We start from the raw sequence: 25,530 nt of genomic DNA, 5'->3' as shown, positions 1-25,530 counted from the left end.
CTGCGCAGAGCCGGGACCCATCTTGTCCCTGACGCTGGGCCCGGCTCAGCGATGCATCATTTCATGCTGCGTCGCGTCCGGGGCACAACACCGTCTCAACTCTTCTCGGGCTGGCGCGCGATCCGCTCCAGCAGGCGGCGGATCTCGCGGTTCTGCTCGCCCTGGCCGTCGGCCCATTCGCGGATCATCTGCTGCTCGGTGCGCATGTGCGAGACCAGCGCCTGGATGGCTTCGGCAAGGCTCGCCATCGCCGCGGTGGTGCCGCGGCCGGCGCTGCCTTCCTCGAGCACGGACCGCAGCCGTTCGACCGCGGCCTGAAGCTCGCCGCTGGCGACGCCGCCGCCGGTCGCGACAGGCGCCTCGCCGTTGCCATACTCGCGCACTGTGGTGGCGAGCCAGTCTTCGAGATCGGTGTAGAAGCGGTTCTGCGCCTGGCTCGATTGCAGATCGAGGAAGCCGAGGATCAGCGAGCCGGCAAGGCCGAACAGCGAGCTGGAGAAGGAGATGCCCATGCCGCCGAGCGGGGCGGCGAGACCTTCCTTCAGCGTGTCGAACAGCGCCCCGGAATCGCTCCCGACCTTGAGCCCGTCGATCACCTTGCCCACCGAGCCCACCGTCTCGATCAGGCCCCAGAAGGTGCCGAGCAGGCCGAGGAAGACCAAGAGGCCGGTCATGTAGCGGGAGATGTCGCGGGCCTCGTCCAGGCGGGTCGCGATCGAATCGAGCAGGTGCCGCATCGTGGTCTGGGTGATGGTCATCCGCCCCGAGCGCTCCCCGCCAAGGATCGCAGCCATCGGCGCCAGCAGCTTGGGGTGGCGGGCCGGCGCCAGGCCGGGATCGGCGACGCGGAAATTGTTGACCCAGGAGACTTCGGGATAGAGCCGGATGACCTGGCGGAAGGCCAGGATGATGCCGATGAACAGCACCCCTCCGATCAGGGCGTTGAGCCCGGGATTGGCGAAGAAGGCCTGGACGATCTGCTTGTAGAGCACCACGCTCACCAGCGTGCACAGCACCAGGAAGACCAGCATCCGCACCAGGAAGACGCTGGGCGAGGACAGTTTGGTGTACTCGATGTCCATGGTGGATCGGGAAGTGCCAGACCTCATGCCGGTATCATCCGTTACGTAAAGCTTGCTTGCGGCGCGCACTATGGCACAGCGCCGGCCCAAAAAAAGCGCCGGATGCGCCGATTTCGGGGACAGCTCGGGGAACCCGGACCGGAAGCGGTGCTTTGATAAGCAGGTCTCTGCAGAAGTTCGCCATTCGGGGGGCGCATGAGCGTCGTTTCCGCGATCATCGGGACTGCCGAGCGTGTGCCGCTGCCGGACGTGGTGATCCGCGCCGCGATCCAGCGCCTGTGCTCCCGCATGGCGACGCGCCTGTCCGGGCTGGGCCTCGGCGACGATGCCGCCTTCGCCGGGCGGATGATGCTGCGGCCGATCGCCGAGGGCGCGGCAGCGGGGCATGACGAGGTGCCCGCGGCCTTCTTCGCCGACTTGCTCGGCCCCAAACGCAAATTCTCCTCCTGCTTCTACAAGACCGACGCGACCACCTTGCGGGAGGCGGAGGAGGAGGCGCTGCGCCAGACCGTCGAGCATGCCGGCCTGGCCGACGGCCAGGCCATTCTGGAGCTTGGCTGTGGCTGGGGCTCGCTGTCGCTGTGGATGGCACGGCAATTTCCGCACGCGACGGTGACGGCGGTCGCGGCCTCGCAGGCGCAGCGCGCCTCCGTCGAGGAGGAGGCGCGGCGGCGCGGGCTGCTGAATCTGCGCGTGGTCACGGCCGACATGAACGTGTTCGCGCCCGATGGCCAGTTCGACCGCATCGTCTCGGTCGAGATGTTCGAGCGGATGAGCAACTGGCGCAAGCTGATGACGCGCGTGCGGTCATGGCTCGCGCCGGAGGGACGGTTCTTCATGCACGTCGTCACCCACCGGTCCGGCTCGCATCTGCCTGACCCGGCCGATCGCGACGACTGGATCGCGCAATACGTCTACACAGGCGGGCTGATGCCGAGCCATCACCTCGTCAGGCAGTTCGACGATATCTTTGCCATCGAGAAGGAATGGTGCTGGAGCGGCACGCACTACCAGCGCACCGCCAACGACTGGCTGGCCAATTTCGATGCCCATCGCGAGGCCATCGAAGCCTCCTTGCACGGGGTCCACGGCGAGGAGACCGCTCTCTGGATGCGTCGCTGGCGCTGGTTCCTGCTCGCGACCTCGGGCCTGTTCGGTTACGCCGACGGAACAGAATGGGGCGTCAGCCATTACCGGATGAAGGCCGCCGAGTAATTGCGGTGTTCCGCCGCAGCACGCGCCGGTGGAACTTAGATTCACAATCAAGTTACACCGCAAAAGCCTTCTGATTTCAACGGGATAAGCTGTGTGACAATGAGCCGCCCGCGCCATGCGTTGCATCGCAGCAGATGCATTCTATTTTGGCGGCATCAGCCGCGTGCAAAAGGTCCAGAACGGGCTTCGCGCGAGCATGATCAGTTTCAACAATCGGGGCATCCCACTTCATGTTTGGAATTCGAGCGCGATCGGCATGCGTTGCAATGATGCTCGCGGCCCTTGCGCCGCTGCTGGGTGCTTGCGAGGAATCCAGTTCCGCGGTGTCCGCCGCCCAGCCGCCTGCCCCTGACGTCAGCATCGTTATCGTCAAGCCGCAGCCGCGCGCCGTGGTGCGCGAGCTGCCGGGCCGCATCGCCCCGACCCGGGTCTCCGAAGTCCGGCCGCGCGTGTCCGGCATCGTGGTAGAGCGCCTGTTCCGCCAGGGCAGCGAGGTCAGGGCCGGCGATCCGCTCTACCGCATCGATCCGCGCCCGTTCGAGGTCGAGGTCATGGCCAACGAGGCCGCGCTGGCGAAGGCCGAAGCGGCATTGGCGCAGGCCAAGCAGCAGGCGCATCGTATCGCCACCCTGACCAGGGATCGCGCCGCGCCCGAAGCCGAGAACGAGAAGGCGATTGCGGCCGAACGCCAGGCCCATGCCGAGGTCGAGGGCCGCAAGGCCGAGCTCGCGCGGGCCAGGCTCAATCTCGACTACGCCACCGTGCGTGCGCCGATCGACGGCGTGGTCGGCGCGGCCCTCGTCAGCGAGGGCGCGCTCGCCGTGCAGAACGAGACCAATCTCGCCACCATCCAGCAGCTCGATCCGATCTATGCCGACTTTACCCAGTCGGTGACCGAGCTCAACCAGCTCCGCCGCGCCTTCGAGACCGGCGACCTCGATCGCATCGCCGCCGATGCCGCCAAGGTGCGCCTCGTGCTCGACGACAACACCATCTATTCGCTCGACGGCAAGCTGCTGTTCTCCGACGCCAAGGTCGACGCCCACACCGGGCAGGTGACGTTGCGCGGCGAGTTCCCCAATCCCAAGCGCGAGCTGCTCCCGGGCATGTATGTCCGGGTCCGCATCGACCAGGGTCTCGATTCCGATGCGATCGCGGTGCCGCAGCAGGCGATCCAGCGCAATGGCGGCGGCGGCAGCGAGGTGTTCGTCGTCAAGGACGACAATCACATCGCGGTGCAGCCGGTGCGCACCGGCTCGGTGCAGGACGGCCTCTGGTTCATCACCGAAGGCCTGAAGTCCGGCGACAAGGTCGTGGTCGAAGGCTTCCAGAAATTCGCGGCCGGCGACAAGGTCAAGCCGCAATCCTGGTCGGAGGCGGAAGCGACCGCAGACAACCGGCACGCTCAGCAGCTCACGCGGTAACGCTCCGCGCAGCAAGTGTCGTCCTTAACCTGAGGAGCCCGCTGCAAGCGGGCGTCTCGAAGGATGGCCGCGGGAGAGAGCCGGGCCTTCATGGTTCTCGCGGCGATGCGCGGCATCGTCCGGAGCGCGCGTTCCGCGCTCCTCACCATGAGGGTCTAACCGAACAACGAGGATAAAACGGCCAATGCCGAGTTTCTTCATCGACAGGCCGATCTTCGCCTGGGTGGTCGCGCTGTTCATCTGCTTGATCGGCGCGATCGCGGTGCCGCTGCTGCCGATCGCGCAATATCCGATCATCGCGCCGCCCTCGATCTCGGTCTCGACCAGCTATCCCGGCGCCTCGCCGGAAAACCTCTACAATAGCGTCACGCGGCTGATCGAGGAGGAGCTCAACGGCGCCGCCAACATCCTCAATTTCGAATCGACCAGCGACTCGCTCGGCCAGGTCGAGATCATCGCCAATTTCCAGCCGGGCACCGACACCAGTGCCGCCTCGGTCGAGGTCCAGAACCGCATCAAGCGCGTCGAGGCGCGCCTGCCGCGCGCGGTGATGCAGCAGGGCATCCTGATCGAGGAAGCCTCGAGCGCAGTGCTGCAGATCATCACGCTGAACTCGACTGACGGCAGCCTGGATGAAGTCGGCCTCGGCGACTTCATGATCCGCAACGTGCTCGGCGAGATCCGCCGCATTCCCGGCGTCGGCCGCGCCACACTGTACTCGACCGAGCGCTCGCTTCGTGTCTGGGTCGATCCGGCCAAGCTGGTCGGCTATGGCCTGACCGCCGACGACGTCAACAAGGCCATCACCGCGCAGAACGCGCAGGTCGCTTCCGGCAGCATCGGCGCCGAGCCGTCGACCTCGAACCAGCGCACCTCGGCACTGGTGCTGGTCAAAGGCCAGCTCTCCTCGCCCGACGAGTTCGGCGCCATCATCCTGCGCGCCAATGCCGACGGCTCGACCGTGCGCCTGCGCGACGTCGCGCGCATCGAGGTCGGCGGCCTCAGCTACCAGTTCAACACGCGCCTCGACGGCAAGCCGACGGCGGGCCTGTCGGTCCTGATGTCGCCGACCGGCAATGCGCTGGCGACCGCCAGCGCGGTCGAAGCGAAGATGAAGGAGCTGTCGCGCTTCTTCCCGGCCAACATCACCTACGAGATCCCCTACAACATCACGCCTGTGGTCGAGGCCTCGATCGAGAAGGTGCTGACGACGCTGGTCGAAGCCGTGGTGCTGGTGTTCGTGGTGATGTTCTTGTTCCTGCAGAACATCCGCTACACCATCATTCCGACCATCGTGGTCCCGGTGGCGCTGCTGGGCGCCTGCTCCACGCTGCTGCTCGCCGGCTATTCCATCAACATGCTCTCGATGTTCGGCATGGTGCTGGCGGTCGGCATCCTCGTCGACGACGCCATCGTCGTGGTCGAGAACGTCGAGCGCATCATGGCCGAGGAAGGCCTGCCGCCGAAGGAAGCGACGCGTAAAGCCATGTCGCAGATCACCGGCGCCATCATCGGCATCACGCTGGTGCTGATGGCGGTGTTCGTGCCGATGGCGTTCTTCCCGGGCTCGGTCGGCATCATCTACCGCCAGTTCTCCGTCACCATGGTCGCCGCGATCGGCTTCTCCGCCTTCCTGGCGCTGTCGTTGACGCCGGCGCTGTGCGCGACGCTGTTGAAGCCTGTGGCAAAGGGGCACGGTCATTCGACCAACTTCGTGTTCGGCTGGTTCAACCGCATGCTCGAAGGCGTCAAGGAACGCTATTCACGCACCGTCGGCTTTTCGCTGAATCGCACCGGCCGCCTGATGCTGGTCTATGCCGCGCTGCTGGTCGGCCTGTCCTGGGCCTTCGTCAACCTGCCCGGCGGCTTCCTCCCCGTCGACGACCAGGGCTTCATCACCACCGACGTGCAGACGCCGTCGGATTCGTCCTATGCCCGCACCGAGGCCGTGATCGAGAAGGTCGAAAAATATCTCGCCGCGCGGCCGGGCGTCGACAACGTCACCTTCCTCACCGGCTTCAGCTTCTCCGGCCAGGGCATGAACACCGCGCAGGCCTTCATCACGCTGAAGGACTGGTCGGAGCGCGGGCCGAAGGACTCCGCTGCCGCGATCGTCAACGACGTCAACCGCGACCTGGGCTCGTCGATCCGCGACGCAAAAATCTCGGCGCTGCAGCCGCCGCCGATCGACAATCTCGGCAACTCGTCCGGCTTCTCGTTTCGCCTCCAGGATCGCGGCCAGAAGGGCTATCAGCAATTGATGCGCGCCGCCGACCAGCTGATCGCGGAGGCCAATGCCAGCCCGGTGCTGCAGAAGGTCTATATCGAAGGCCTGCCCGAGGCGGGCGTGGTCAATCTCATGATCGACCGCGAGAAGGCCGGCGCGTTCGGCGTCACCTTCGAGGACATCAACAACACCATTTCGACCAATCTCGGCTCGAACTACATCAACGACTTCCCGAATCGCGGCCGCATGCAGCGCGTCGTGGTGCAGGCGGACGCGCGCGACCGCATGCGGGCCGAGGACATCCTCAATTACAACGTCAAGAACAGCCGCGGCCAGCTGGTGCCGTTCTCGTCCTTCACCACGATCGAATGGGCGCGCGGCCCGACGCAGATCGCCGGCTTCAACTATTATCCGGCGGTGCGCATCTCCGGCGAGGCCAGGCCCGGCTTCACCTCGGGCGACGCGATCGCCGAGATGGAGCGGCTCGCCGACCGATTGCCGCGCGGCTTCGGCTATGAATGGACCGGACAGTCGCTACAGGAGAAGCTGTCGGGCTCGCAGGCGCCGTTCCTGCTCGCGCTGTCGGTGTTCGTGGTGTTCTTGTGCCTCGCCGCGCTCTACGAGAGCTGGACCATTCCGCTCGCGGTGCTGCTCACCGTGCCGCTCGGCATCGTCGGCGCGGTCACTGCCGCCATGCTGCGCGGCCTGCCCAACGACGTCTATTTCACCGTCGGCCTGATCACCATCATCGGCCTCGCCGCCAAGGACGCGATCCTGATCATCGAGTTCGCGAAAGACTTGCGGAAGGAAGGCAAGCCGCTGGTCGAAGCCACCATCGAAGCCTGCCGCCTGCGCTTCCGCCCCATCTTGATGACCGGCCTTGCCTTCATCTGCGGCGTGCTGCCGATGGCCATCGCCCACGGCGCCGGCGGCGCCAGCCAGCAGGCGCTCGGCAGCGTGGTGATGGGCGGCATGATCGCGGTCGTGATCCTGGCGCTGTTGATGGTGCCGGTGTTCTTCGTCTCGGTGCAGCGCGTGCTGGCGGGTGATCGCGAGCCGAAGGCGGCGCGGGAAGCTGAAGCGCACGGCCGACCGGCGCGGGCGCACACAGGCCACTGATGCACCCCCGTCATTCCGGGGCGTGCGAAGCACGAGCCCGGAATCCAGCGGGCCACCATTGACGAGGATCAATGGATTCCGGGCTCGCGCCAAGAGGCGCGCCCCGGAATGACAGGGGAATGTGGAGCGCGAGCTTCCGCCTTAAGCCGGCTTCCGCAAGATCTTCACCAGCTCCCCGTGCACGTACTCATTCCCGCACACGACGTGCCCGGTGACCAGCGGGTCGCCCGGCGTTGCGATATCGCTGATGGTGCCGCCGGCTTCGCGCACCATCAGCATACCGGCCGCGATGTCCCAGGATTGCAAATCGCGCTCCCAATACCCGTCGAGCCGGCCGGCGGCGACGAAGGCGAGATCGAGCGAGGCAGCGCCGAAACGGCGCAAGCCGGCGACGCGGTCCTGGATCGCGGTCATCTCGCGGCGGAATTCCTGGTGGTCGCCGCGGCCGATATGGGGCAGGCCGCAGGCCACCACGCATTCGCTCAGCTGGCGGCGGCCGGCGACGCGCAGGCGCTGGTCGTTGAGGAAGGCGCCCTTGCCGCGCTCGGCGATGTAGAGCTCGTCATTGGCGGGGTTGTAGATCACGCCCGCAATCACGGTGCCCTCGCGCGCAAGCCCGATCGAGATCGCGAATTGCGGGATGCCGTGCAGGAAGTTGGTGGTGCCGTCCAAGGGGTCGACGATCCAAGTGTGGCTCTTGTCGGTGCCCTCGCGGTTGCCCCCTTCCTCGCCGATGAAGCCGTAGCCGGGCCGGGCCTTGGCGAGGTCCTGGTAGAGGATCTCCTCGGCGCGCTTGTCGGCGAGCGAGACGAAATTGGCCGGTCCCTTCAGCGAGACCTGGAGATGCTCGATCTCGCCGAGATCTCGCTTGAGGCTGCGGCCGGCGCGGCGCGCCGCCTTGACCATGACGTTGATAGTGGCGGAATACAGCATATGCTTCTGGTCTTGATCGGGGGGAGGGGCGCGGAAACGCGCCTGTTTGGGGGATTGGGTGCCCCGTGAGGGGCCCCGCGTCAAGTCATTTGGACCCGAGCCACTTCCTGGCGGCGGCCTCGGCCTTGGCGCGGTCATCGGCCGGCAGATCGGAAAGCTGCTTGTCGAGCTCGGGGTCGCCCTTGCCGGCCGTCTTGGCCACCAGGTGCCATTTGAAGCCTTCGATCTTGTCCACGGGCGTGCCGACGCCGTTGATCAGCACCCAGGCCAGCCGGTTCTGCGCGATCGCGCTGCCCTGGCGGGAGGCCTTGCGAAGCAGGGCGACAGCCGCCGGCTGGTTCTTCGGCGTGCCGGTGCCGTTGAACATCGCGATGGCATATTCGACCTCGGCATCGACATTGTCGGCGATCGCGGCGGCCTGCAGCAGCCGCACCGCGCGTTCGGGGTCCTTCGGCACACCGGTGCCCTCCTTGTAGAAGGTCGCGAGCGCGTATTGCGCTTCGGGCAGGCCTGCATCGGCGGCTTGGCGCAGCAGTTCCGCCGAACGCCGGACGTCCTGCGGCAGCGTCTGGCCGTCCAAATAGAGCAGGGCGAGGTTATAGGCCGCCTTGGGCTCGCCGAGCTTGGCGGCGGAGGCCATCAGCCTGACCGCCTCGCTTTTGTCGACCGGGCCGCCGCGGCCGGAGATGCGCAGCATGGCGAGCGCGAACATCGCCTCGCGATCGCCGGCATCGGCGGCGCGCTTGTACCACTCGGCCGCTTTCGCGTAATCGCGCCGGATGCCCATGGCGTTGGAATAGAGCTCGCCGAGCATGGTCATCGCCTTGGCATCGCCGGCTTGCGCGCGCACCGTGGCGAGCTCGAACGCCGTCTTGTACTGGCCGCGCTGATAGGCGCCGAACACGAGGTCGACGTTGGGATCGTCGGACGGCGGCGCGGGGATCACGGTTGCCGGCTTGGGCGAAGCGGACGGCTTGGGAGATGCCGTAGGCTTCGGCGCCGGTGCTGCCTCCTTCTTCTTGGCAGGGGCGGGCGGCTTTGGCTTCTGCTTCTCTGCCGGTGCGCTCGGCGTCGTCGCCGGCGGGGTGATCTGCAGCTGCGCGGCCGCGGGCACTGTCAGCAGCAGCGTGGCCAGCATGGTGATGCACGGGAGCTTCATGTCGGGCGCTAGCCGTGCTCCTGGCCCGCAGGATCTTGGCCGGCCTGCGCCGTCGCATGAGCCTTCTTGATCGCGGCATCGACCTCGATCAGGGCGGCCTTGGGCCCGCGCGGATCGGCCCAGATGAAGTCGCCGACCAGCACGAAATCGGCGCCGCTGGCGGCGAAATCGTAGGCCTCGTCCAGCGTGGTGGCAAAGCCGACGCAGGGCGGCTCGAACAGCTCGGCCCACCAGTCGAGCCGCTCGGCGATCGCCTGCGACGACGGCCGCTGGCCTTTCGCATCGGGCTCGCCGAACAGCACGTAATCCGCGCCCATCTCGCCCGCATCCATGGAATGGTGCCGCGTCGTCAGCCCGCCGACACCGGCGATGCGATCCGGCTTGAGCGACGGCAGGGCCTCCTTCAGCGCGGCGATCCCGGGCAGGTGCGCGCCGTCGGCGCCGCCGCGCGCGACGATATCAGGATGGCCGTCGACGAGGAGTGCCGCGCCCGCCTTCTGCACCGGCGGCGCCAATGCCTTGACGCGCGAGATCATGCCGCGCTGATCGGTCTCCTTCAGCCGCAGCAGCACGGCGGCGATGTCGGCGGACGCGATCAGCCCCGGTAGCTCGGCGACCAGCGTCGCGGTATCGTCGACGACGGGCGTCGCGAGATAGAGGCGCGGCGCCGGGCGCGGCGGAGGCGGTTTGTTCGACAAGGTCTAGGCTGCCTTCTGTTCCAGGCTGCTTTGCCATTCGCCCCTGGAGGCGAGGCCGTTCATGCGCGCGCGATGGCTGAAGGCGCGCTGGCCGGCCGCGACGTTCTCAGGCTTGCCCGACCAGGCCTTCTGCGGCGCGGCCTGCAGCGCGCGGCCGTAGGAGAAGGTCAGGCCCCAGGGCAGCGGACCGAGCTTGTGCATGGCGTTGAGATGCGCGGTCGCCTCCTCGTCCGTCTGGCCGCCGGACAGAAAGGCGATGCCGGGCACCGCCGCCGGCACGCAGGCCTTCAGCAGCCGTATCGTCTTCTCCGCGACCTCCTCGACCGAGGCCTGCTTCGGACATTTCTTGCCTGATATCGCCATGTTCGGCTTCAGCACCATGCCTTCCAGCGCCACGCGCTGCACGCGCAATTCCTGGAAGGTCTTGTTGAGCACGCGGCTCGTCACCTCGTAGCAGCGCTCGATGTCGTGGTCGCCGTCCATCAGCACCTCCGGCTCGACGATCGGCACGATCTGCGCGGCCTGGCACAGCGCAGCATAGCGCGCCAGCGCGTGGGCGTTGACGCTGATCGCGGTCATCGAGGGGATGCCGCTGCCGATGTCGATCACCGCGCGCCATTTGGCAAAGCGTGCGCCGCGCTCGTAATATTTCTTCAGCCGCTCGGCGAGCCTGTCGAGCCCGACCGTGACGAGCTCTCCGGGGCACATCGGCAAGGCCTGCGTGCCTTCGTCGACCTTGATGCCGGGAATGGCGCCGGCCTGCTCGATCAGCTTGACCAGCGGCGTGCCGTCCTTGGCATTCTGCCAGATCGTCTCGTCATAGAGGATCACGCCGGAGATGTACTGGCTCATGGCGTCCTTGGCGCGAAATAGCATCTCGCGATAGTCGCGGCGGTTCTCCTCGGTCGATTCCACGCCGATGGCGTCGAAGCGCTTCTTGATGGTGCCGGAGGATTCGTCGGCAGCAAGGATGCCCTTGCCGGGCGCCACCATGGCGGTCGCGATCTTGTTGAGCTCAGTCAGATTCATCGAGAGGTCCTCCCAAAACGATTCTGCCCTTGCCCGTGAAAATAGACCGTTCTCGGGCAATTGCCGAGTTATCGTTCGTCGCAGGGTAAAGGGTCTTTCTGTCATTCCGGGATGCGCCGAAAGGCGCAGGCCCGGAATCCATAACCCCAGGCTGTGGTTATGGATTCCGGGCCCACGCTTCGCGTGTCCCGGAATGACGGGAGGATGTGACGGAGGCCTTAGGCGACCCGGGGATCGAGCTCGCCCTTGGCGTAGCGCTTGGCCATCTCGGCGGTGGTCAGCACCTTCTTGATCTTGGAGGCCTGGCCTGCGGTGTTGAACTCCTGCAGGCGCTGCTTGCACAGCTTGGTCATCGCCTCCATCGCCGGCTTCAGGTACTTGCGCGGATCGAACTCTTCCGGGTTGTCCTTCAGAACTTTCCGGATCTGGCCGGTCATCGCCATGCGGTTGTCGGTGTCGATGTTGATCTTGCGCACGCCGTTCTTGATGCCGCGCTGGATCTCGGCCACCGGCACGCCCCAGGTCGGCTTCATCTTGCCGCCATAGGCGTTGATGATGTCCTGCAGATCCTGCGGCACCGAGGAGGAGCCGTGCATGACGAGATGCGTGTTCGGCAGCTTGCGGTGGATCTCCTCGATCACGTTCATGGCGAGGATGTCGCCGTCGGGCTTGCGGGTGAACTTGTAAGCGCCGTGCGAGGTGCCCATCGCGATCGCGAGCGCGTCGACCTTGGTCTCCTGCACGAACTTGACGGCCTCGTCCGGATTGGTCAGCAGCTGGTCGTGGCTGAGCTTGCCTTCGGCGCCGTGGCCGTCTTCCTTGTCGCCCATGCCGGTTTCGAGCGAGCCGAGCACCCCTAACTCGCCCTCGACCGAGATGCCGCCGAGATGGGCCATGTCGGTGACGGTCTTGGTGACGCCGACATTGTAGCCCCAGTCGCCGGGGGTCTTGCCGTCGGCCTTGAGCGAGCCGTCCATCATCACCGAGGTGAAGCCGGCCTGGATCGCGGTCATGCAGGTCGCCGGCTCGTTGCCGTGGTCGAGATGAACGCAGACCGGAATGTGCGGATAGATCTCGGTCACCGCGTCCATCATGTGCTTGAGCATGACGTCGTTGGCATAGGAGCGCGCGCCGCGCGAGGCCTGGATGATGACGGGCGCATCGACCTGGTTGGCCGCGTCCATGATGGCCAGCGCCTGCTCCATGTTGTTGATGTTGAAGGCCGGTACGCCGTAATCGTTCTCCGCCGCGTGGTCGAGCAATTGACGTAACGTGATCCGAGCCATCTGTCTTTGTCTCCCGTTGGGGCCTCAAAGGCCGCTTGATTACTTGCTACGCAGAACTTCAACGCCGGGCAGGGGCTTGCCTTCCATCCATTCAAGGAACGCGCCACCGGCGGTCGACACATAGGTGAAGTCACCGGCCACATGGGCCTGGTTGAGCGCCGCGACGGTGTCGCCGCCGCCCGCGATCGAGATCAGCTTCTTGGCCTTGGTGCGCTCGGCGGCGTGCTTGGCGGCCGCGACCGTGCCGCGGTCGAACGGCTGCATCTCGAATGCGCCCAGGGGGCCGTTCCAGACCAGCGTCGCCGCATCGTCGATCGCGGCATGGACGCGCGCGATCGATTGCGGGCCGACGTCGAGGATCATGCCGTCGGCCGGGATCGCATCGAGTCCATAGGCATGCGACGGCGCGTTGGCGGCGAAGTGATAGGCGACGGTGGCGTCGACCGGGAGGATGATGGCGCAATTGGCCGCGTCCGCCTTCTCCATGATGCGCAGCGCGGTGGGGCTAAGATCCTTCTCGGCCAGCGACTTGCCGACCGCAACGCCCTGCGCGTGCAGGAACGTGTTGGCCATGCCGCCGCCGATCACGAGCGCGTCGACCTTGGTGACGAGGTTTTCCAGCAGGTCGATCTTGGTCGAGACCTTGGCGCCGCCGATGATGGCGATCACGGGCTTGCTCGGCGAGCCCAGCGCCTTCTCCAGCGCGTCCAGCTCGGCCTGCATGGTGCGGCCGGCATAGGCCGGCAGCTTGTGGCCGAGACCTTCGGTCGAGGCGTGGGCGCGGTGCGCGGCCGAGAACGCGTCATTGACCCAGATGTCGCCGAGCTTCGCGAGTTCCGCGACGAAGGCGGGATCGTTCTTTTCTTCCTCTTTGTGGAAGCGGGTGTTTTCCAGGCACAGGATGTCGCCATCCTTCAGGCCGGCTACCGCCTTGGCCGCGGGCTCGCCGATGCAATCCTCGGCAAACGCGACGGGCTTCTTCACCACCTTCGCCAGCGCCTCCGCGACGGGCTTGAGCGAGTCCTTGGCGTCGCGTCCCTTCGGCCGGCCGAAATGCGCGAGCAGGATGACCTTGCCGCCCTGGTCGGCGAGCTCGGTGATGGTCGGCGCCACGCGCTCGAGCCGGGTGGCGTCGGTGACGCGCCCGCTCTCCATGGGCACGTTGAGGTCGACGCGCAGCAGCACGCGCTTGCCCTTCACGTCGACGTCGTCGAGGGTGCGGAATTTAGCGGGCATCGTTCATCATCCGTGCGTCGGAGTGTCGGAATCGGGGGGAGGCGAATGGCCGTGGTCGCCGCTCCCTCCACCGTCTTTCGGAGACTTCACTGCGAGGCCCCGGCGAAATCCGTACGCGATCAACGCGATCAACAGTATGACGCCAGGGATGCCAATCCAGTGAGGAAGCACCTTGGCTTCCCTCAGATCACCTTCGCCATCGCGGCGGCGGTGTCCGCCATGCGGTTCGAAAAGCCCCACTCGTTGTCGTACCAGGACATCACGCGCACCAGCGTGCCGTTCTGCACCTTGGTCTGGTCCTCGTGGAAGGTCGAGGAGTGCGGGTCGTGGTTGAAGTCGATCGAGACGTTCGGCGCATTGGTGTAGCCGAGGATGCCCTTGAGCTGCTGCTCGCTGGCGCGCTTCATCGCCGCGTTGATCTCCTTGGCGTCGGTGGCGCGCTTGGCGACGATCTTGAGGTCGACGACCGAGACGTTCGGGGTCGGCACGCGGATCGCGACGCCGTCGAGCTTGCCCTTCAGCTCGGGCAGCACGAGGCCGATCGCCTTCGCAGCACCCGTCGAGGTCGGGATCATCGACATCGCCGCCGCGCGGCCGCGGTAGAGATCCTTGTGCATCGTGTCGAGCGTCGGCTGGTCGCCGGTATAGGCGTGGATCGTGGTCATGAAGCCGGTCTCGATGCCGACGAGATCGTTCAGCACCTTGGCAACCGGCGCAAGGCAGTTGGTGGTGCAGCTGCCGTTGGAGACGACGAGGTGATCCTTGGTCAGCGTGTCGTGGTTGACGCCGTAGACGATGGTGGCGTCGGCGCCGTCGGCGGGCGCGGAGACCAGCACGCGCTTGGCGCCGGCGGTCAGATGCGCGCTAGCCTTGTCCTTCGAGGTGAAGATGCCGGTGCATTCCATCGCAATGTCGACGCCGAGATCCTTCCAGGGCAGCTTCGAGGGATCGCGCTCGGCGGTCACCTTGATCTTGCCGTTGCCGAGGCTGATGGAGTCGCCGTCGACGGTGACGGTGCCGGGAAAGCGGCCATGGACGCTGTCGAAGCGGAGGAGATGAGCGTTGGTCTCGACCGGGCCGAGGTCGTTGATGCCGACGACCTCGATGTCCTTGCGGCCGGACTCGGCGATAGCCCGCAGGATGTTGCGGCCGATGCGGCCAAAACCGTTAATTCCGACGCGGACTGCCATGTGTCGTCTCCTTCAATGACCGTTGTCATCCCGCACAACGCGCTATACGCCTGCGAGGGTTTTTTAGGGGCGGACGCCCGGTTCGGCCGGGCGGTGCTTGATCATATGGGAGATTAGGTAGTCCTTTTTTGCGGCAAGCTCAACTCTCAGGAAACGCGCTTCAGCACAGCGTTAACCGCGGCCTCGGCGGTAATGCTGAAATGCTTGTAAAGCTCCTTGGCAGGGCCGCTTTCGCCGAACGAATGCATGCCGATGAATTCGCCATCCTGGCCAATCACGGCGTCCCAGCCCCAGCGCACGGCGGCCTCGATCGCGATCTTCACCGGCGCGTTGCCGATGATGGCGGCGCGCTTGGCCTCTGGTTGCGCTAACAACAGCTCCAGCGAGGGAACGGAGACAACGCGCGAAGCGACGCCGCGTTCCGCCAATTGTTTCTGGGCCGCGACCGCGATCTCGACCTCCGAGCCCGAGGCGAACAGCGTCGCCTTGGCTTCGCCCTCCGCGGCGACCAGCTCGTAGGCACCAGCCGCGCAGGGATTGTCGTTCGGTGCGGTGGTCCGCAGCTGCGGCAGGTTCTGCCGCGTCAGTGCCAGCACGGTCGGGCCATCGACGCGGTTGAGCGCGAGCTCCCAGCACTCAGCGACCTCGATGGCATCGCAGGGACGGAACACGCGCATGTTGGGAATGGCGCGGAGCGCTGCGAGATGCTCGACCGGCTGATGGGTCGGGCCGTCTTCGCCGAGGCCAATCGAGTCATGAGTCATGACGTAGACGACGCCGGCGCCCATCAGCGCGGCAAGGCGCATCGCCGGACGCGCATAATCGGTGAAGACGAGGAAGGTCGCGCCGTTCGGCGCGAAACCGCCGTGCAGGAAAATGCCGTTCATCGCGGCCGCCATGCCGTGCTCGCGGATGCCGTAATGGATGAAGCGGCCCTTCGGCGTCTTGGCCGAGAAGGCGGTCGCCGACTTCGCCTTGTTGTTGTTGGAGCCGGTGAGGTCGGCCGAGCCTGCCAGGAATTCCATCGGCATGGCGCCGGCGATGACTTCGATCACCGCTTCCGACGACTTGCGGGTGGCCGCGGTCATCGGCTTTTCCAGCAGCTCCTTCTTGTAGGCGCGAACGGCCTTGGCGAGCGAAGCGGGACGCTCGTGACGCAGGCGGCGCTCGAACTCGGCGCGCTTGCGGCTGCCGAGCTCACCGAGCCGCGCTTCCCATTCCTGGCGTGCCGCGGCGCCTCGGCTGCCGGCCGCGCGCCATGCCTTCAGCACGTCGTCGGCGACCGCGAACGGCTCGAGCGAAATGCCGAGATTTTCCTTGGCAGCCTTGAGCTCGTCGGCGCCGAGTGCTTCGCCGTGCACCTTCGAGGTGCCTTGCTTGTGCGGCGCGCCGAAGCCGATCGTGGTGCGGCAGGCGATCAGCGTCGGCTTGCTGGATTTCTTCGCGCGCGTGATCGCATCGGCGATCGCGGCCTGGTCGTGGCCATCGATCTTCTCGGCCGCCCAGCCCGCCGACTTGAAGCGCTTCACCTGGTCGACGGAATCGGAGATCGAGGTCGGGCCGTCGATCGAGATGCCGTTGTCGTCGTAGAGCACGATCAGCTTGTTGAGCTTCCAGTGGCCGGCCATCGCGATCGCTTCCTGCGACACGCCTTCCATCAGGTCGCCGTCGGAGGCGAGCACATAGGTGTGGTGGTCGACGATCTTCTTGCCGAATTCGGCGGCGAGCATCTTTTCGGCCAGCGCCATGCCGACCGCAGTCGAGATGCCCTGGCCGAGCGGGCCGGTGGTGGTCTCGATGCCATTGGTGCGGAAGTTCTCGGGGTGGCCGGGGGTCAGCGAGTCGACCTGGCGGAACTGCTTGATCTGGTCCAGCGTCATCTCGGCATTGCCGGTCAAATACAGCAGCGAATAGAGCAGCATCGAGCCGTGGCCGGCCGAGAGCACGAAGCGGTCGCGGTCCGGCCAGGCGGGCGCAGTGGCATCGAATTTCAGGAACTGCGTGAACAGCACGGTGGCGATGTCGGCGGCGCCCATCGGCAGGCCGGGATGGCCCGATTTCGCCTTCTCGACAGCGTCCATGGAAAGGCCGCGGATCGCGTTGGCCATACGGGTGTGATCGACCTGCGTCATGTCTGAAATCCGTCTGAAATGAAGCGCTTGGCGATGGTTGCCCGCGCGGGGAGAAGCCTGGCGGCCACTGAAGGTTGGCGCTGGGATAGCACCTCGGTTCCGGGAGTCCAAGGCAATCGAACGCCGGTTTGGCCGCAAAAGTTGCCTGTGTGGACATCGGTTTTCCGCCGGGATCGCGCCGGGCGGAAGCGACGCAGCGACACGTCGTCCCGATTGAACAGTGCATAGTTTTGCGGCGGCGTTGCGCTTGGCTAGCTTGCTTTGTAAATTTCTGCTTCTAACCGCTTGCCGAACCGAGTCTTTTGCCGGACGGCAAGCTCCAGGGAAAGGCCACTGGGCAAAGGCCGCCAGGTTCCGCCGCTGACTGCATGAACGATCGCGTATCCAACAGTTCCGCCATGACGGAGTCGTCCGCCGTCGAGATCGAGATTGCGACCCGCAGACTCATGGCGGCGCTCGATGCGCTCGAAAGTGCGGTGGAGCGGCGTCGCGATGCCGATCGCGACGAGAACGAGCTTGCGGCGCGCATCCAGGCGCTCGGCGCGGATCGCTCGCGTCTTGCCGACGAGCTCGACGGCGCGCTGGTGAAGGCACGCAAGCTCGAGCGCACCAATCGCGAGATTTCTGACCGGCTGGATTCCGCGATCGTGACGATACGCTCGGTGCTCGATACCGGAGAGGACGGATGAGCCACATCAACGTCACCATCAACGGCCGGCAATATCGCATGGCCTGCGAGGAGGGCCAGGAGGTGCGGCTGCTCAAGCTCGCCGAGACGCTGGAGACGCGCATCCAGTCGCTGCGCGGAAAATTCGGCGAGATCGGCGATGCGCGCCTCACCGTCATGGCTGCGCTCACCGTGTGCGATGAGCTGATCGACACCACCAACCGCGTCCGCACCCTTGAGCAGGAATTGACCGAGCTCAGGGATTTCCGCAATGCCGCCGTCGAGCGCGCCAGGATGACGCAGACCGCGGTGGTCAACGCGCTGAACGCCGCCGCCGAGCGCATCGAGAAATCGACCCAGGTCCTGAACCGGACGGTGGGGAACGGCATCGCGATCGGCTGAAGCTCGATAGGAGCCGTGCCCTTACCCTCCCCTGGAGGGCCCTGGAGGGGGAGGGTCGATCGCGCGTAGCGCGAGCGGGGTGGGGTGATCTCTCCACACGAACAGTGCCCGTGGGGAGAGATCACCCCACCCCGTCTCACATTTCGCTGCGCTCCATGTGAGCCGACCCACGGGCGAGCTTCGCTCGTCCCGGACCCCTCCAGGGGAGGGTAAGAAAGCGCGCAGCGGAAGCCGCACTCTCGTCGCACTGGCGATTCGTCAGTACAGTTGTTACATTGCCTGCGCGAGGCTGCGACGTGCGTCAGGAGCCATATATCCCCGGGGCCTTATCGATCCTTTAGGGAACTGTCCCTGGCCGGGCCCGTGGGCTCGGACATATGGTGCCCACCTACTTTCGTAGGGAACTCCGGGATCGAGTGCTTCAACGGCGTTCGCGGCTTCGCACTTTCGTTTGCTTCGTTTGTGCTTGTTGAAACGACTGCGGCCAATTCAACAGGTGTCATTCCCCGCGAAGGCGGGGAATCCAGTACGCCGCGGCCCTTGTGTGAATCACCACCGCCTCTGGAATACTGGATCACCCGCATTCGCGGGTGATGACGTGGGGACCAAAGCACATGTCCAACTCCAAAGCCGAGCTCCGTGCCAAAGCCCTCGCCAAGCGCGATGCGCTGAGCGAGAAGAAACGCATCGCGGCCGCCGCAAAGCTCGCCAAGCGCGGGCTACCGTTCAAGCTGCTGCCCGGCAGCATCGTCTCCGGCTATTCGCCGATCCGCAGCGAGATCGATCCGATGCCGCTGCTTGCGAGGCTCGCGGAAGAGGGCGCCAGGCTGGCGCTGCCCTGCGTCACCGCGCGCGGCCAGTCGCTGATCTTCCGTCTCTTCCATCCGAACGACCGCCTGATGCTCGGCCCGCTCGGCATTCCCGAACCTTCACCTGCTGCGGCCGAAGTCATTCCCGACATCATGCTGACGCCGCTCGCCGCCTTCGACCGCCTCGGCCATCGCATCGGCTATGGCGCCGGGCATTACGATTTCACCTTCGCGCATTTGCGCAAATCCAAGCACATCGTCGGCATCGGCCTTGCGTTTGCAGTGCAGGAGATCGAGGCGGTTCCGGCACTATCCCACGACGTGGCGCTCGATTATGTGCTAACGGAATCGGACGTGTTCGATTTCCGGAGTTCTGAAGTTGCGCATTCTCTTCGTGGGTGACGTCGTCGGCCGTAGCGGACGCGAGGCCGTCTCCGAATATCTGCCCGGCATGGTCAAGGACTGGTCGCTCGATCTCGTCGTCGTCAACGGCGAGAATTCGGCCGGTGGCTTCGGCATCACGGAAGCGATCTACCAGGAGTTTCTCGAGGCCGGCGCCGACGCGGTGACGCTCGGCAATCACTCCTGGGACCAGCGCGAGGCGCTGGTGTTCATCGAGCGCGCCGACCGCCTGGTGCGCCCCGCCAACTATCCGCGCGGCACGCCCGGCCGCGGCGCCGCCTTGGTCGAGACCAAGAACGGCAAGCACGCCCTCGTCGTCAACGCGCTCGGCCGCGTCTTCATGACCCCGTTCGACGATCCCTTCGCCGCGCTCGAGCGCGAGCTTGGCGCCTGTCCGCTCGGCGTCGCCGCCGACGCCATCGTCGTCGATTTCCATTGCGAGGCTTCAAGCGAGAAGCAGGGGATCGGCTTCTTCTGCGACGGCCGCGCCAGCCTCGTCGTCGGCACGCACACGCATGTGCCGACCGCCGACCACCAGATCCTGTCAGGCGGGACCGCCTACATGACCGACGCCGGCATGACCGGCGATTACGATTCCATCATCGGCATGCAGAAGGAAGAGCCGCTGCGGAGGTTCACATCAGGAATTCCGTCCGGCCGCTTCGAGCCGGCCGCAGGCGCCGCGACGCTCAGCGGCGTCGCCGTGGAAACGGACGATGCGACAGGGCTCGCGCTCAAGATCGCGCCGGTGCGCGTGGGTGGAAGGCTGGAGCCGACGACGCCGAAATTCTGGTTGAGCTGAAGCGCGAGCGAAATCACCCGGTGTCGTCCCCGGACGATTATATCAACTTTGCCCTCAGCAGCGGACATCGACGGGCAACAAGGGAACTCCGCTTTGGGCTACAAGCGGAAGTCAACAGTCATTGGCGGCTGCGAGCCCTTCTCTTCGACAGATTGGATTCCGTTCAAGAAGCTGTCCGCAACATTGGTGTCATCGTCGGCGAAGAACCATGTTGTATCTCGCCGATGATCTTGAAGCCGTGGCGTTCATAAAGGGAGATGTTTCGCGGATTCGAACTTTCAAGGTAGGCGGCGATGCCCTCCTCGTCGCATCGTCGAAGAGCGTGCTTCATCAACAATGTGCCGAGACCTTGGCCGATCCAGTTCGGATCGGAGGCAATGAGAGGCAGATACCAATGGGGCTCGTGGGGATGATGTTCGGCCATTCCCTGGAGCATGTGTCCAATATCATCGGCGATCTCCGGACGCAGGGATTGCGCCATGAGTGCGTCCATGGCCGTTTCATCGGGCTCGACGCCGGGCGGCAGCCACAGGGCGGCCGCGCGAGCCCCTTCTGTGATGTAAGCTGTGCCATGCTCGAATGCCCGTCCGCCAAATGCCTTGACGAATTGAGGCATAATCCTGAGATATTCGGATGAATCGGGCCAAACCCAACGCGCCATCGGATCGGCTGCAAAGCCAAGTACAATGGTGCTGATAGTGCTTGCCTGAATGTTGGCGCCCGCAGATTTGATTTCCGAGTCTGCGCTCATGATATCGTCTCCAAGTCGTCGATGGCGTCGGCCACATTCATTCTAAGATGCAGCACAGGATAGTGGCCGGGCGCTACGGCGTCGCGCGCAATCACGCGTCAATCTCAGGTGACCGCGCCCCGCGCCGCGACTGGCCAAAGTGCCTCCACGCGGGAATCCGGCGTGTTGAAGCCGCGCACGCCGACATACCAGTCGTAGAGATTGACGGTCGGGTCGCAATGGCCGGGGATCAGCGTCACCTTGTCGCCGATCGCTAGTCGCGACGAAGCGTTGTCGAAATTGAGCAAGCCATGCTCGTCAGAGGGCCGATGATAGCGCAGATCGGGCCGGCCGAGCACGACCGGAAATCCGCTGTCGTTCGACAGAGCCTTGTGGCCGGCATCGATGACCGCGTGTTCGCCGGCGCCTGTGCTCATCACCGTCGCGATCACGAACAGCGCATGCTCGAACGGATTGGCGTTGCGCGCCCCGTCGGCGAGGTTCTTGGCGTAGTCGGCGTCCATGAAGATATAGGAGCCCGCCTGCAATTCGTTCCAGATGCCGCTCGCGCCTTCGAGCTCGAATGTGCCGGTTCCCGCACCTCCAATCGTCCGGCACTGAAAGCCCGCGTCCTTGAGGACGCGCAGTGTCTCCGCGGTCGCGTTCGCGGCACCGGCGATGGCAGCGCGCCGCTCCTCCGGCGTGCGTAAATGTTGCGCAGAGCCGTGATAGGCCTGCAAGCCGCCGAACGATAGAAAGCGTGAAGCCGCCACCTGCCGCGCCAGGGTGGCCGCCGCCGGCCCCGGCCTGACGCCGCAGCGACCGGCGCCGACGTCGATTTCGACCAGGACTTCGATTTGCGATCCTGCCCGCTCCGCGGCCTGCGACAGTTGCTCGACCATGATCGCATCGTCCACGCAAACGCTGATGCGTGCGTGGCGCGCGAGGCCTGCGAGCCGTTCCAGCTTCCGCAGGCCCACCACCTCGTTGCTGACGAGCACGTCGCTCACCCCGCCCGCAACCAGGATCTCGGCCTCGGCGACCTTCTGGCAGCACATGCCGATTGCGCCGCGCGCTATCTGCTTGGCCGCAATGATCGGTGATTTGTGGGTCTTCGCATGCGGACGCAAGCGAACGCCGAGCTTGCTCACCGCCGCCGCCATCGTGTCGAGATTGCGCTCGAAAGCGTCGAGGTCGATGATCAGCGCCGGTGTATCGATCTCGGAAAACGGCGCGCCGATTTGGGCGGGTGGACAGGCCATCGAAAAACCAGCTTGTTGTGTTCGGGTTCGCGCTCCGAATGCGCGGCGGCATTTCTACGGCAACGTCGGCCGCCGCACCAGTGCAGTCGGCTTTTGGTGCTCGGCAGGCGGCGGTGAGAACCGCCCACAATTTCGGAATAATAGCATTCTACCCCTGTTTTGCCCGACGGGTCAACGCGCGCCACGGCCTGCCGGCGCAAGCCATTGATTCCACACGCCCCGGCTACTGTGCATGGGGTTGTTTTCGAGCTTTTGTTTTGAAGATGCCGGAGCGTCCTCGTCAGCCCTGGCGAAAGCCCATCCGGAAGGCGCCCCAGTGCTTGCCGCGGATCATGATTGGTGAGGACAGGTCCTTCATCAGCACGAACTGCCCGCCGCCCATGTCGCGGCGATAGGTCTGCAGCAGGAAGGGTTTTGTGTTGGCCGCGACCTTCTTCACCGCGCGGTCGGTGAACAGGCGGCGGTTGCGGCAATTGGCGTTATTCCAGACCGGGTCCTTGCCCTGCGGCAGGCGGTAGTTCGGATTGTGGGTCGGAAGGTAGCCGCCCCGCGCCCAGGCGACGCAGAACACGATGCGCGGATCGGTCTTCTGGATCGGGTCCTGGATCGCGGGCAGCACGCGGTCGGTGAACTCGACGTAGTTGGTCAGGTACTGCTTCGGATCGGTGCCTGATATCTCGCGGTAGGTCTCGTCCATGAGCTGGTCGAGCGTGATCTCGCCGCGGTCGATCGCAGCTTCGAACTCGGCCGAGATCCGCTTCGCGGTGTCGACGACGATACGGATCAGTGGCGCGTCCGACGTCTCCACGCCGCTGTCGGCGATCAGCGCGATCAGGCCTTCGGAGGCGTCGAGCAGCTTTGCTACCCGCTCGTCGGCGCTTCGGAGGTCGCGCGAGGAGAGGTCGACGCCCTTGGCGAGCTCGTTGAGCTCGCTGATCACGGTGTCGCAGTGGCCGAGATTGGAGGTTGCCGCGCGCGCGACGCCGTCGATCTCGGCTTCGACCGAGGCGAAGCCCTGCTGGACCCGCGAGATGATGCCGGAGATCGCTTGTGCGCCTTCGCCGGCGGTCTTGGCGCGCTGCGAGGCGTCGCTGCTCTCGCCGATCAGGCCTTCGATCTGGCCGTCGAGATCGCGCACCGTGTCGGAGATCTCATGCGTGGCCTGGCGCGTGGCCTCCGCGAGGCTCTTGACCTCGCTCGCGACCACCGCGAAGCCGCGGCCGGCATTGCCGGCGCGCGCGGCCTCGATGGTGGCGTTGAGCGCGAGCAGATTGGTCTGCTTGGCGATCGCCTCGATCGAGCCGGAGACCTTCGCCACCTGCGCCAGCGCCGCGCCGACGGCGCTGAGGCGCGCCTCGATCCGCTCCACCGCGGCGACGAGCTCGGAGATGTGGCTGACCGCGGTGTCGACCGCGCCGCGAGACTGCGCGATCTCGCCGACCGCGGCCGACGTCGTGGTTTGCACCGCCTGCGAGGCGTTGGCGATGTCGTGGTTGGCAGAGACCATCCTCTCGGCCGTCTTCTGCAGATGGTGAAACCGTTCCGACTGGCTCGCGACGCGGTTTGCGACGTCCTGGACATTGCCGGCGATGTCGGCGAGCTCGACGCCGAGACCGCCGATGCGGTCGGCGAGCTGGTCGATCAGGCGTTCGGCCAGCGTCCGGTTGGAGGCAGTGTCCAATACGGCAAGTTGTGCAGAGGACATGTACGGGCTCTCTCCAGTCGGAGCCGTTGATCGGCTCCTTGGCGGCATTCCGATTCCAGATCCGACCTTAGAGGATGATTCGCGCCCGGCGTCTTGCCCAGGAGTGCAGGTGCGTGCAGGTGCGTGCACGCGCGGGAGCGCTACAGCTTGTAGGCCGTGCGGAAGCCGCCCCAGTGCCGGCCCTGCACGCGGATCGGGACGTCGATCTCCCGCATCATCACCGTGTTCCCGTTGCCCATGTCGCGCGCATAGCTCTGGACCAGGTACGATCGCAGGTTGCGCGCGGCGGCCAGCCCCGCCGGATCGTTGAAGATGCGCCGGTTGCGGCTGTTGGCCGTGTTCCAGGCGACGTCGCCCGGCCGCTGCGGATGCGAATAGATCTTGTTGTGCACCGGCAAAAAGCCGTTGCGGTCGACCATGGCGCAGAACGCCATCCGCGACTCCCGCGCCAGAAAGGCTTCCTGGAACGGCGGCAGGGCGCGGTCGGCCCAGTCGAGATATTTGGTGCGGTATTGCTGCGGATTGGTGCCGCCGATTTCCAAATAGTCCGTGTCGAAGAGGTCGTCGAGCTTGACCTCGCCGCGCGCAACCGCCTGCTCGAATATCTGCGTCAGCGCATTGCCCGCTTCCATGGCACGGGTGACGAACTCGGTGTTCTCCTCATGGATCGACCAGAGCTTGTCCTCGATCTTCTCGTTGAGAGCGGCGGTGGCGCCGACGAATTGCGCGCGGGCGCCGGCCTTCGATTGCTCGATCACGCGCAGGCGGCAGGCGCCGATGTCCTCTAAGCTGCCTTCGATCGTCGCTTGCGGTGCGAGCCGGCTCGCGTCCGCGCCGCCGATCAGCACGCCTTCCATCGCGATTTCATAGACCGGCATCACGGCGCGCGCGGTTTCGAATTTGAGGTGGCAGGGCAGCCGCTCGGTCTTGCGGCGGTCGTCGTGCTCGCTCTGGCGCAGCAGCACCGCGCAGCGCGATTTCAGCTTCTGGGCGAAGGTGGTGACGGCCTTGCCGGCGCTGGCGACGCTCTCGCCATGGGTCTCGGCCGCCTTGGTCGCCGCGTCGATCTCGGCCGCGCTCTCGCCGACCGAGATGATGAACTCCGAGGCGCTGGCGGCATTGCCGGAGACTTCGCTGGTCGTGGCATTCTGCTCGGCGACCGCGCCGTTGACGGTGTCGAACACCGGACGGATCGCCTCGATCGCCTGCGAGATGCGGTGCACGGCGTCCGCCGAACCGGCGGCGTCGCGCTGCAATGCGTCGATCTTCTTCGTGATCTCCTCGGTCGCACTCTGGGTCTGCACCGCGAGCGCCTTGACCTCGGTGGCAACGACGGCAAAGCCTTTTCCGGCTGCGCCCGCGCGCGCGGCCTCGATCGTCGAGTTGAGCGCGAGCAGCGTGGTCTGCCGCGCGATCTGCGCGATCAAATTGACGACGTTGCCGATGGCGGCGGAGGATTCGCGCAGGCGGTCGACATTGGCGCGGGCTTCCTGCGCGGCGGCGCTGGCCTCGTCGGCGAGCTTGCCGGCTTCCCGGACCTGCGCGCCAATCCCTTGCGCGGACTGGGTGAACTTGTCGGCGGCATGGGCGAAGGTGGAGGCGGTGGATTGCGCCGCGTTGGTCCGGCCGGTCAGGGCGTCGGTGCGGTCGCGAATGGCAGCGAGGGTCGCCGCGGTCGCCTCGGCGCCGCCAGCCACCGAATTGGCGGCGCGCTCAAGCTGGCGGATCATGGCGCCGAGCTCGAGTTCCAGCAATTCCAGGATTTCCCGGGCCGAATCACTTTCGGCGGTCGGGGCGGGTGCGGCAGGGGCCGCCGGCTGCGCAGCCTCCGGGGCTGCCGCGGGCGCGGCCGTGTCCGGCAGACGCTTCCGAAATAATCCGAACGCCATCGGGTCTCTCTTGTCGGGGGACGGTCGGGCGCTATTTTCGCAGTCCGGAATGAAATCAGGGTTAACGGTGCCCATCTAGGCAGGCGCCGTTACGGCGGCTACCTTTACAGTGCTACCTCAGGCGCAGCCGAG

Annotated in this window: 20 protein-coding genes and 1 other RNA gene; 8 read left to right on the top strand and 13 right to left on the bottom strand. The window is 65.8% G+C overall.

From position 1 onward, the window contains the following. Positions 1–95 precede the first annotated feature (95 nt). Positions 96–1,109, bottom strand: a complete 1,014-nt coding sequence (locus tag N2605_RS29530) for a hypothetical protein (RefSeq protein WP_036021706.1) — start codon at positions 1,107–1,109, stop codon at positions 96–98. A 168-nt stretch (positions 1,110–1,277) separates the two neighbouring features. On the opposite strand from N2605_RS29530, the gene N2605_RS29525 reads away from it, so the two are divergent. The 3 genes from N2605_RS29525 to N2605_RS29515 all read left to right on the top strand — a co-directional run bounded on the left by N2605_RS29525 (position 1,278) and on the right by N2605_RS29515 (position 7,067). Continuing rightward, on the top strand, positions 1,278–2,297 hold the full coding sequence (locus tag N2605_RS29525; RefSeq protein ID WP_225126374.1) for an SAM-dependent methyltransferase: 1,020 nt from the start codon (positions 1,278–1,280) through the stop codon (positions 2,295–2,297). A 230-nt stretch (positions 2,298–2,527) separates the two neighbouring features. Beyond that, positions 2,528–3,721, top strand: coding sequence for an efflux RND transporter periplasmic adaptor subunit (locus N2605_RS29520; RefSeq protein WP_085968706.1), 1,194 nt, complete (start codon positions 2,528–2,530; stop codon positions 3,719–3,721). A 184-nt stretch (positions 3,722–3,905) separates the two neighbouring features. Beyond that, positions 3,906–7,067 carry a multidrug efflux RND transporter permease subunit gene (locus tag N2605_RS29515; protein WP_035998301.1) on the top strand — a complete coding sequence of 1,054 codons (3,162 nt, stop codon included), beginning with the start codon at positions 3,906–3,908 and terminating at the stop codon, positions 7,065–7,067. Positions 7,068–7,208: 141 nt separating this feature from the next. On the opposite strand, the gene N2605_RS29510 is transcribed toward N2605_RS29515, so the two are convergent. The 8 genes from N2605_RS29510 to tkt all read right to left on the bottom strand — a co-directional run bounded on the left by N2605_RS29510 (position 7,209) and on the right by tkt (position 16,730). Next, positions 7,209–8,000, bottom strand: a complete 792-nt coding sequence (locus tag N2605_RS29510; protein WP_225141101.1) for an inositol monophosphatase family protein — start codon at positions 7,998–8,000, stop codon at positions 7,209–7,211. Between the two features lie 85 nt (positions 8,001–8,085). Continuing rightward, positions 8,086–9,159, bottom strand: coding sequence for a tetratricopeptide repeat protein (locus tag N2605_RS29505; protein WP_035998306.1), 1,074 nt, complete (start codon positions 9,157–9,159; stop codon positions 8,086–8,088). Positions 9,160–9,167: 8 nt separating this feature from the next. Further along, positions 9,168–9,857, bottom strand: a complete 690-nt coding sequence (locus N2605_RS29500) for a thiamine phosphate synthase (RefSeq protein ID WP_260344281.1) — start codon at positions 9,855–9,857, stop codon at positions 9,168–9,170. 3 nt (positions 9,858–9,860) lie between these two features. Next, positions 9,861–10,886, bottom strand: a complete 1,026-nt coding sequence (locus tag N2605_RS29495; protein ID WP_260344280.1) for a class I fructose-bisphosphate aldolase — start codon at positions 10,884–10,886, stop codon at positions 9,861–9,863. A gap of 218 nt (positions 10,887–11,104) precedes the next feature. Continuing rightward, on the bottom strand, positions 11,105–12,172 hold the full coding sequence (fba, locus tag N2605_RS29490; RefSeq protein WP_035998315.1) for a class II fructose-bisphosphate aldolase: 1,068 nt from the start codon (positions 12,170–12,172) through the stop codon (positions 11,105–11,107). Positions 12,173–12,211: 39 nt separating this feature from the next. Further along, complete coding sequence (locus N2605_RS29485; RefSeq protein WP_260344279.1) at positions 12,212–13,408, bottom strand: phosphoglycerate kinase; 1,197 nt, start codon at positions 13,406–13,408, stop codon at positions 12,212–12,214. A gap of 182 nt (positions 13,409–13,590) precedes the next feature. Beyond that, the gene (gap, locus tag N2605_RS29480) at positions 13,591–14,598 is read right to left on the bottom strand and encodes a type I glyceraldehyde-3-phosphate dehydrogenase (RefSeq protein ID WP_035998321.1); all 1,008 of its coding nucleotides are present in this window, start codon (positions 14,596–14,598) and stop codon (positions 13,591–13,593) included. Positions 14,599–14,744: 146 nt separating this feature from the next. After that, the gene (tkt, locus tag N2605_RS29475; RefSeq protein WP_260344278.1) at positions 14,745–16,730 is read right to left on the bottom strand and encodes a transketolase; all 1,986 of its coding nucleotides are present in this window, start codon (positions 16,728–16,730) and stop codon (positions 14,745–14,747) included. A gap of 368 nt (positions 16,731–17,098) precedes the next feature. On the opposite strand from tkt, the gene N2605_RS29470 reads away from it, so the two are divergent. From N2605_RS29470 to N2605_RS29450, 5 genes are all read left to right on the top strand, one after another. Beyond that, complete coding sequence (locus tag N2605_RS29470; RefSeq protein ID WP_020608063.1) at positions 17,099–17,419, top strand: DUF4164 domain-containing protein; 321 nt, start codon at positions 17,099–17,101, stop codon at positions 17,417–17,419. Then, the gene (locus tag N2605_RS29465) at positions 17,416–17,799 is read left to right on the top strand and encodes a cell division protein ZapA (protein WP_035998340.1); all 384 of its coding nucleotides are present in this window, start codon (positions 17,416–17,418) and stop codon (positions 17,797–17,799) included. The genes N2605_RS29470 and N2605_RS29465 overlap by 4 nt, the downstream gene beginning before the upstream one ends. Positions 17,800–18,082: 283 nt before the next feature. After that, positions 18,083–18,243, top strand: a non-coding RNA gene (gene ssrS / locus N2605_RS29460) — 6S RNA. Between the two features lie 170 nt (positions 18,244–18,413). Beyond that, on the top strand, positions 18,414–19,010 hold the full coding sequence (locus N2605_RS29455; protein ID WP_035998343.1) for a 5-formyltetrahydrofolate cyclo-ligase: 597 nt from the start codon (positions 18,414–18,416) through the stop codon (positions 19,008–19,010). Next, positions 18,988–19,812 carry a TIGR00282 family metallophosphoesterase gene (locus tag N2605_RS29450; RefSeq protein ID WP_035998346.1) on the top strand — a complete coding sequence of 275 codons (825 nt, stop codon included), beginning with the start codon at positions 18,988–18,990 and terminating at the stop codon, positions 19,810–19,812. Before N2605_RS29455 ends, N2605_RS29450 begins: the two co-directional genes overlap by 23 nt. 163 nt (positions 19,813–19,975) lie before the next feature. On the opposite strand, the gene N2605_RS29445 is transcribed toward N2605_RS29450, so the two are convergent. The 4 genes from N2605_RS29445 to N2605_RS29430 all read right to left on the bottom strand — a co-directional run bounded on the left by N2605_RS29445 (position 19,976) and on the right by N2605_RS29430 (position 25,398). After that, positions 19,976–20,563 carry a GNAT family N-acetyltransferase gene (locus tag N2605_RS29445; RefSeq protein WP_085971997.1) on the bottom strand — a complete coding sequence of 196 codons (588 nt, stop codon included), beginning with the start codon at positions 20,561–20,563 and terminating at the stop codon, positions 19,976–19,978. 104 nt (positions 20,564–20,667) lie between these two features. Next, on the bottom strand, positions 20,668–21,804 hold the full coding sequence (locus N2605_RS29440; RefSeq protein ID WP_260344273.1) for a DSD1 family PLP-dependent enzyme: 1,137 nt from the start codon (positions 21,802–21,804) through the stop codon (positions 20,668–20,670). A 280-nt stretch (positions 21,805–22,084) separates the two neighbouring features. Beyond that, positions 22,085–23,509 carry a methyl-accepting chemotaxis protein gene (locus N2605_RS29435; protein ID WP_225151179.1) on the bottom strand — a complete coding sequence of 475 codons (1,425 nt, stop codon included), beginning with the start codon at positions 23,507–23,509 and terminating at the stop codon, positions 22,085–22,087. A 140-nt stretch (positions 23,510–23,649) separates the two neighbouring features. Next, complete coding sequence (locus N2605_RS29430) at positions 23,650–25,398, bottom strand: methyl-accepting chemotaxis protein (protein ID WP_260344272.1); 1,749 nt, start codon at positions 25,396–25,398, stop codon at positions 23,650–23,652. Between the last annotated feature and the right edge of the window lie 132 nt (positions 25,399–25,530).

This window comes from Bradyrhizobium yuanmingense (assembly GCF_025200905.1).
Taxonomy (GTDB): Bacteria; Pseudomonadota; Alphaproteobacteria; order Rhizobiales; family Xanthobacteraceae; genus Bradyrhizobium; species Bradyrhizobium yuanmingense.
This window is presented reverse-complemented; position numbering and strand designations above follow the sequence as displayed.

Excerpts from the sequence above, each read along its gene's own strand:
- tkt (WP_260344278.1), bottom strand. The coding sequence starts at position 16,730 with ATGACGCAGGTCGATCACACCCGTATGGCCAACGCGATCCGCGGCCTT.
- fba (WP_035998315.1), bottom strand. The coding sequence starts at position 12,172 with ATGGCTCGGATCACGTTACGTCAATTGCTCGACCACGCGGCGGAGAAC.
- N2605_RS29470 (WP_020608063.1), top strand. The coding sequence starts at position 17,099 with ATGAACGATCGCGTATCCAACAGTTCCGCCATGACGGAGTCGTCCGCC.
- N2605_RS29510 (WP_225141101.1), bottom strand. The coding sequence starts at position 8,000 with ATGCTGTATTCCGCCACTATCAACGTCATGGTCAAGGCGGCGCGCCGC.
- N2605_RS29530 (WP_036021706.1), bottom strand. The coding sequence starts at position 1,109 with ATGAGGTCTGGCACTTCCCGATCCACCATGGACATCGAGTACACCAAA.
- N2605_RS29505 (WP_035998306.1), bottom strand. The coding sequence starts at position 9,159 with ATGAAGCTCCCGTGCATCACCATGCTGGCCACGCTGCTGCTGACAGTG.
- N2605_RS29525 (WP_225126374.1), top strand. The coding sequence starts at position 1,278 with ATGAGCGTCGTTTCCGCGATCATCGGGACTGCCGAGCGTGTGCCGCTG.
- N2605_RS29495 (WP_260344280.1), bottom strand. The coding sequence starts at position 10,886 with ATGAATCTGACTGAGCTCAACAAGATCGCGACCGCCATGGTGGCGCCC.
- N2605_RS29485 (WP_260344279.1), bottom strand. The coding sequence starts at position 13,408 with ATGCCCGCTAAATTCCGCACCCTCGACGACGTCGACGTGAAGGGCAAG.
- N2605_RS29465 (WP_035998340.1), top strand. The coding sequence starts at position 17,416 with ATGAGCCACATCAACGTCACCATCAACGGCCGGCAATATCGCATGGCC.
- N2605_RS29455 (WP_035998343.1), top strand. The coding sequence starts at position 18,414 with ATGTCCAACTCCAAAGCCGAGCTCCGTGCCAAAGCCCTCGCCAAGCGC.
- N2605_RS29430 (WP_260344272.1), bottom strand. The coding sequence starts at position 25,398 with ATGGCGTTCGGATTATTTCGGAAGCGTCTGCCGGACACGGCCGCGCCC.
- gap (WP_035998321.1), bottom strand. The coding sequence starts at position 14,598 with ATGGCAGTCCGCGTCGGAATTAACGGTTTTGGCCGCATCGGCCGCAAC.
- N2605_RS29515 (WP_035998301.1), top strand. The coding sequence starts at position 3,906 with ATGCCGAGTTTCTTCATCGACAGGCCGATCTTCGCCTGGGTGGTCGCG.
- N2605_RS29435 (WP_225151179.1), bottom strand. The coding sequence starts at position 23,509 with ATGTCCTCTGCACAACTTGCCGTATTGGACACTGCCTCCAACCGGACG.
- N2605_RS29520 (WP_085968706.1), top strand. The coding sequence starts at position 2,528 with ATGTTTGGAATTCGAGCGCGATCGGCATGCGTTGCAATGATGCTCGCG.
- N2605_RS29445 (WP_085971997.1), bottom strand. The coding sequence starts at position 20,563 with ATGAGCGCAGACTCGGAAATCAAATCTGCGGGCGCCAACATTCAGGCA.
- N2605_RS29440 (WP_260344273.1), bottom strand. The coding sequence starts at position 21,804 with ATGGCCTGTCCACCCGCCCAAATCGGCGCGCCGTTTTCCGAGATCGAT.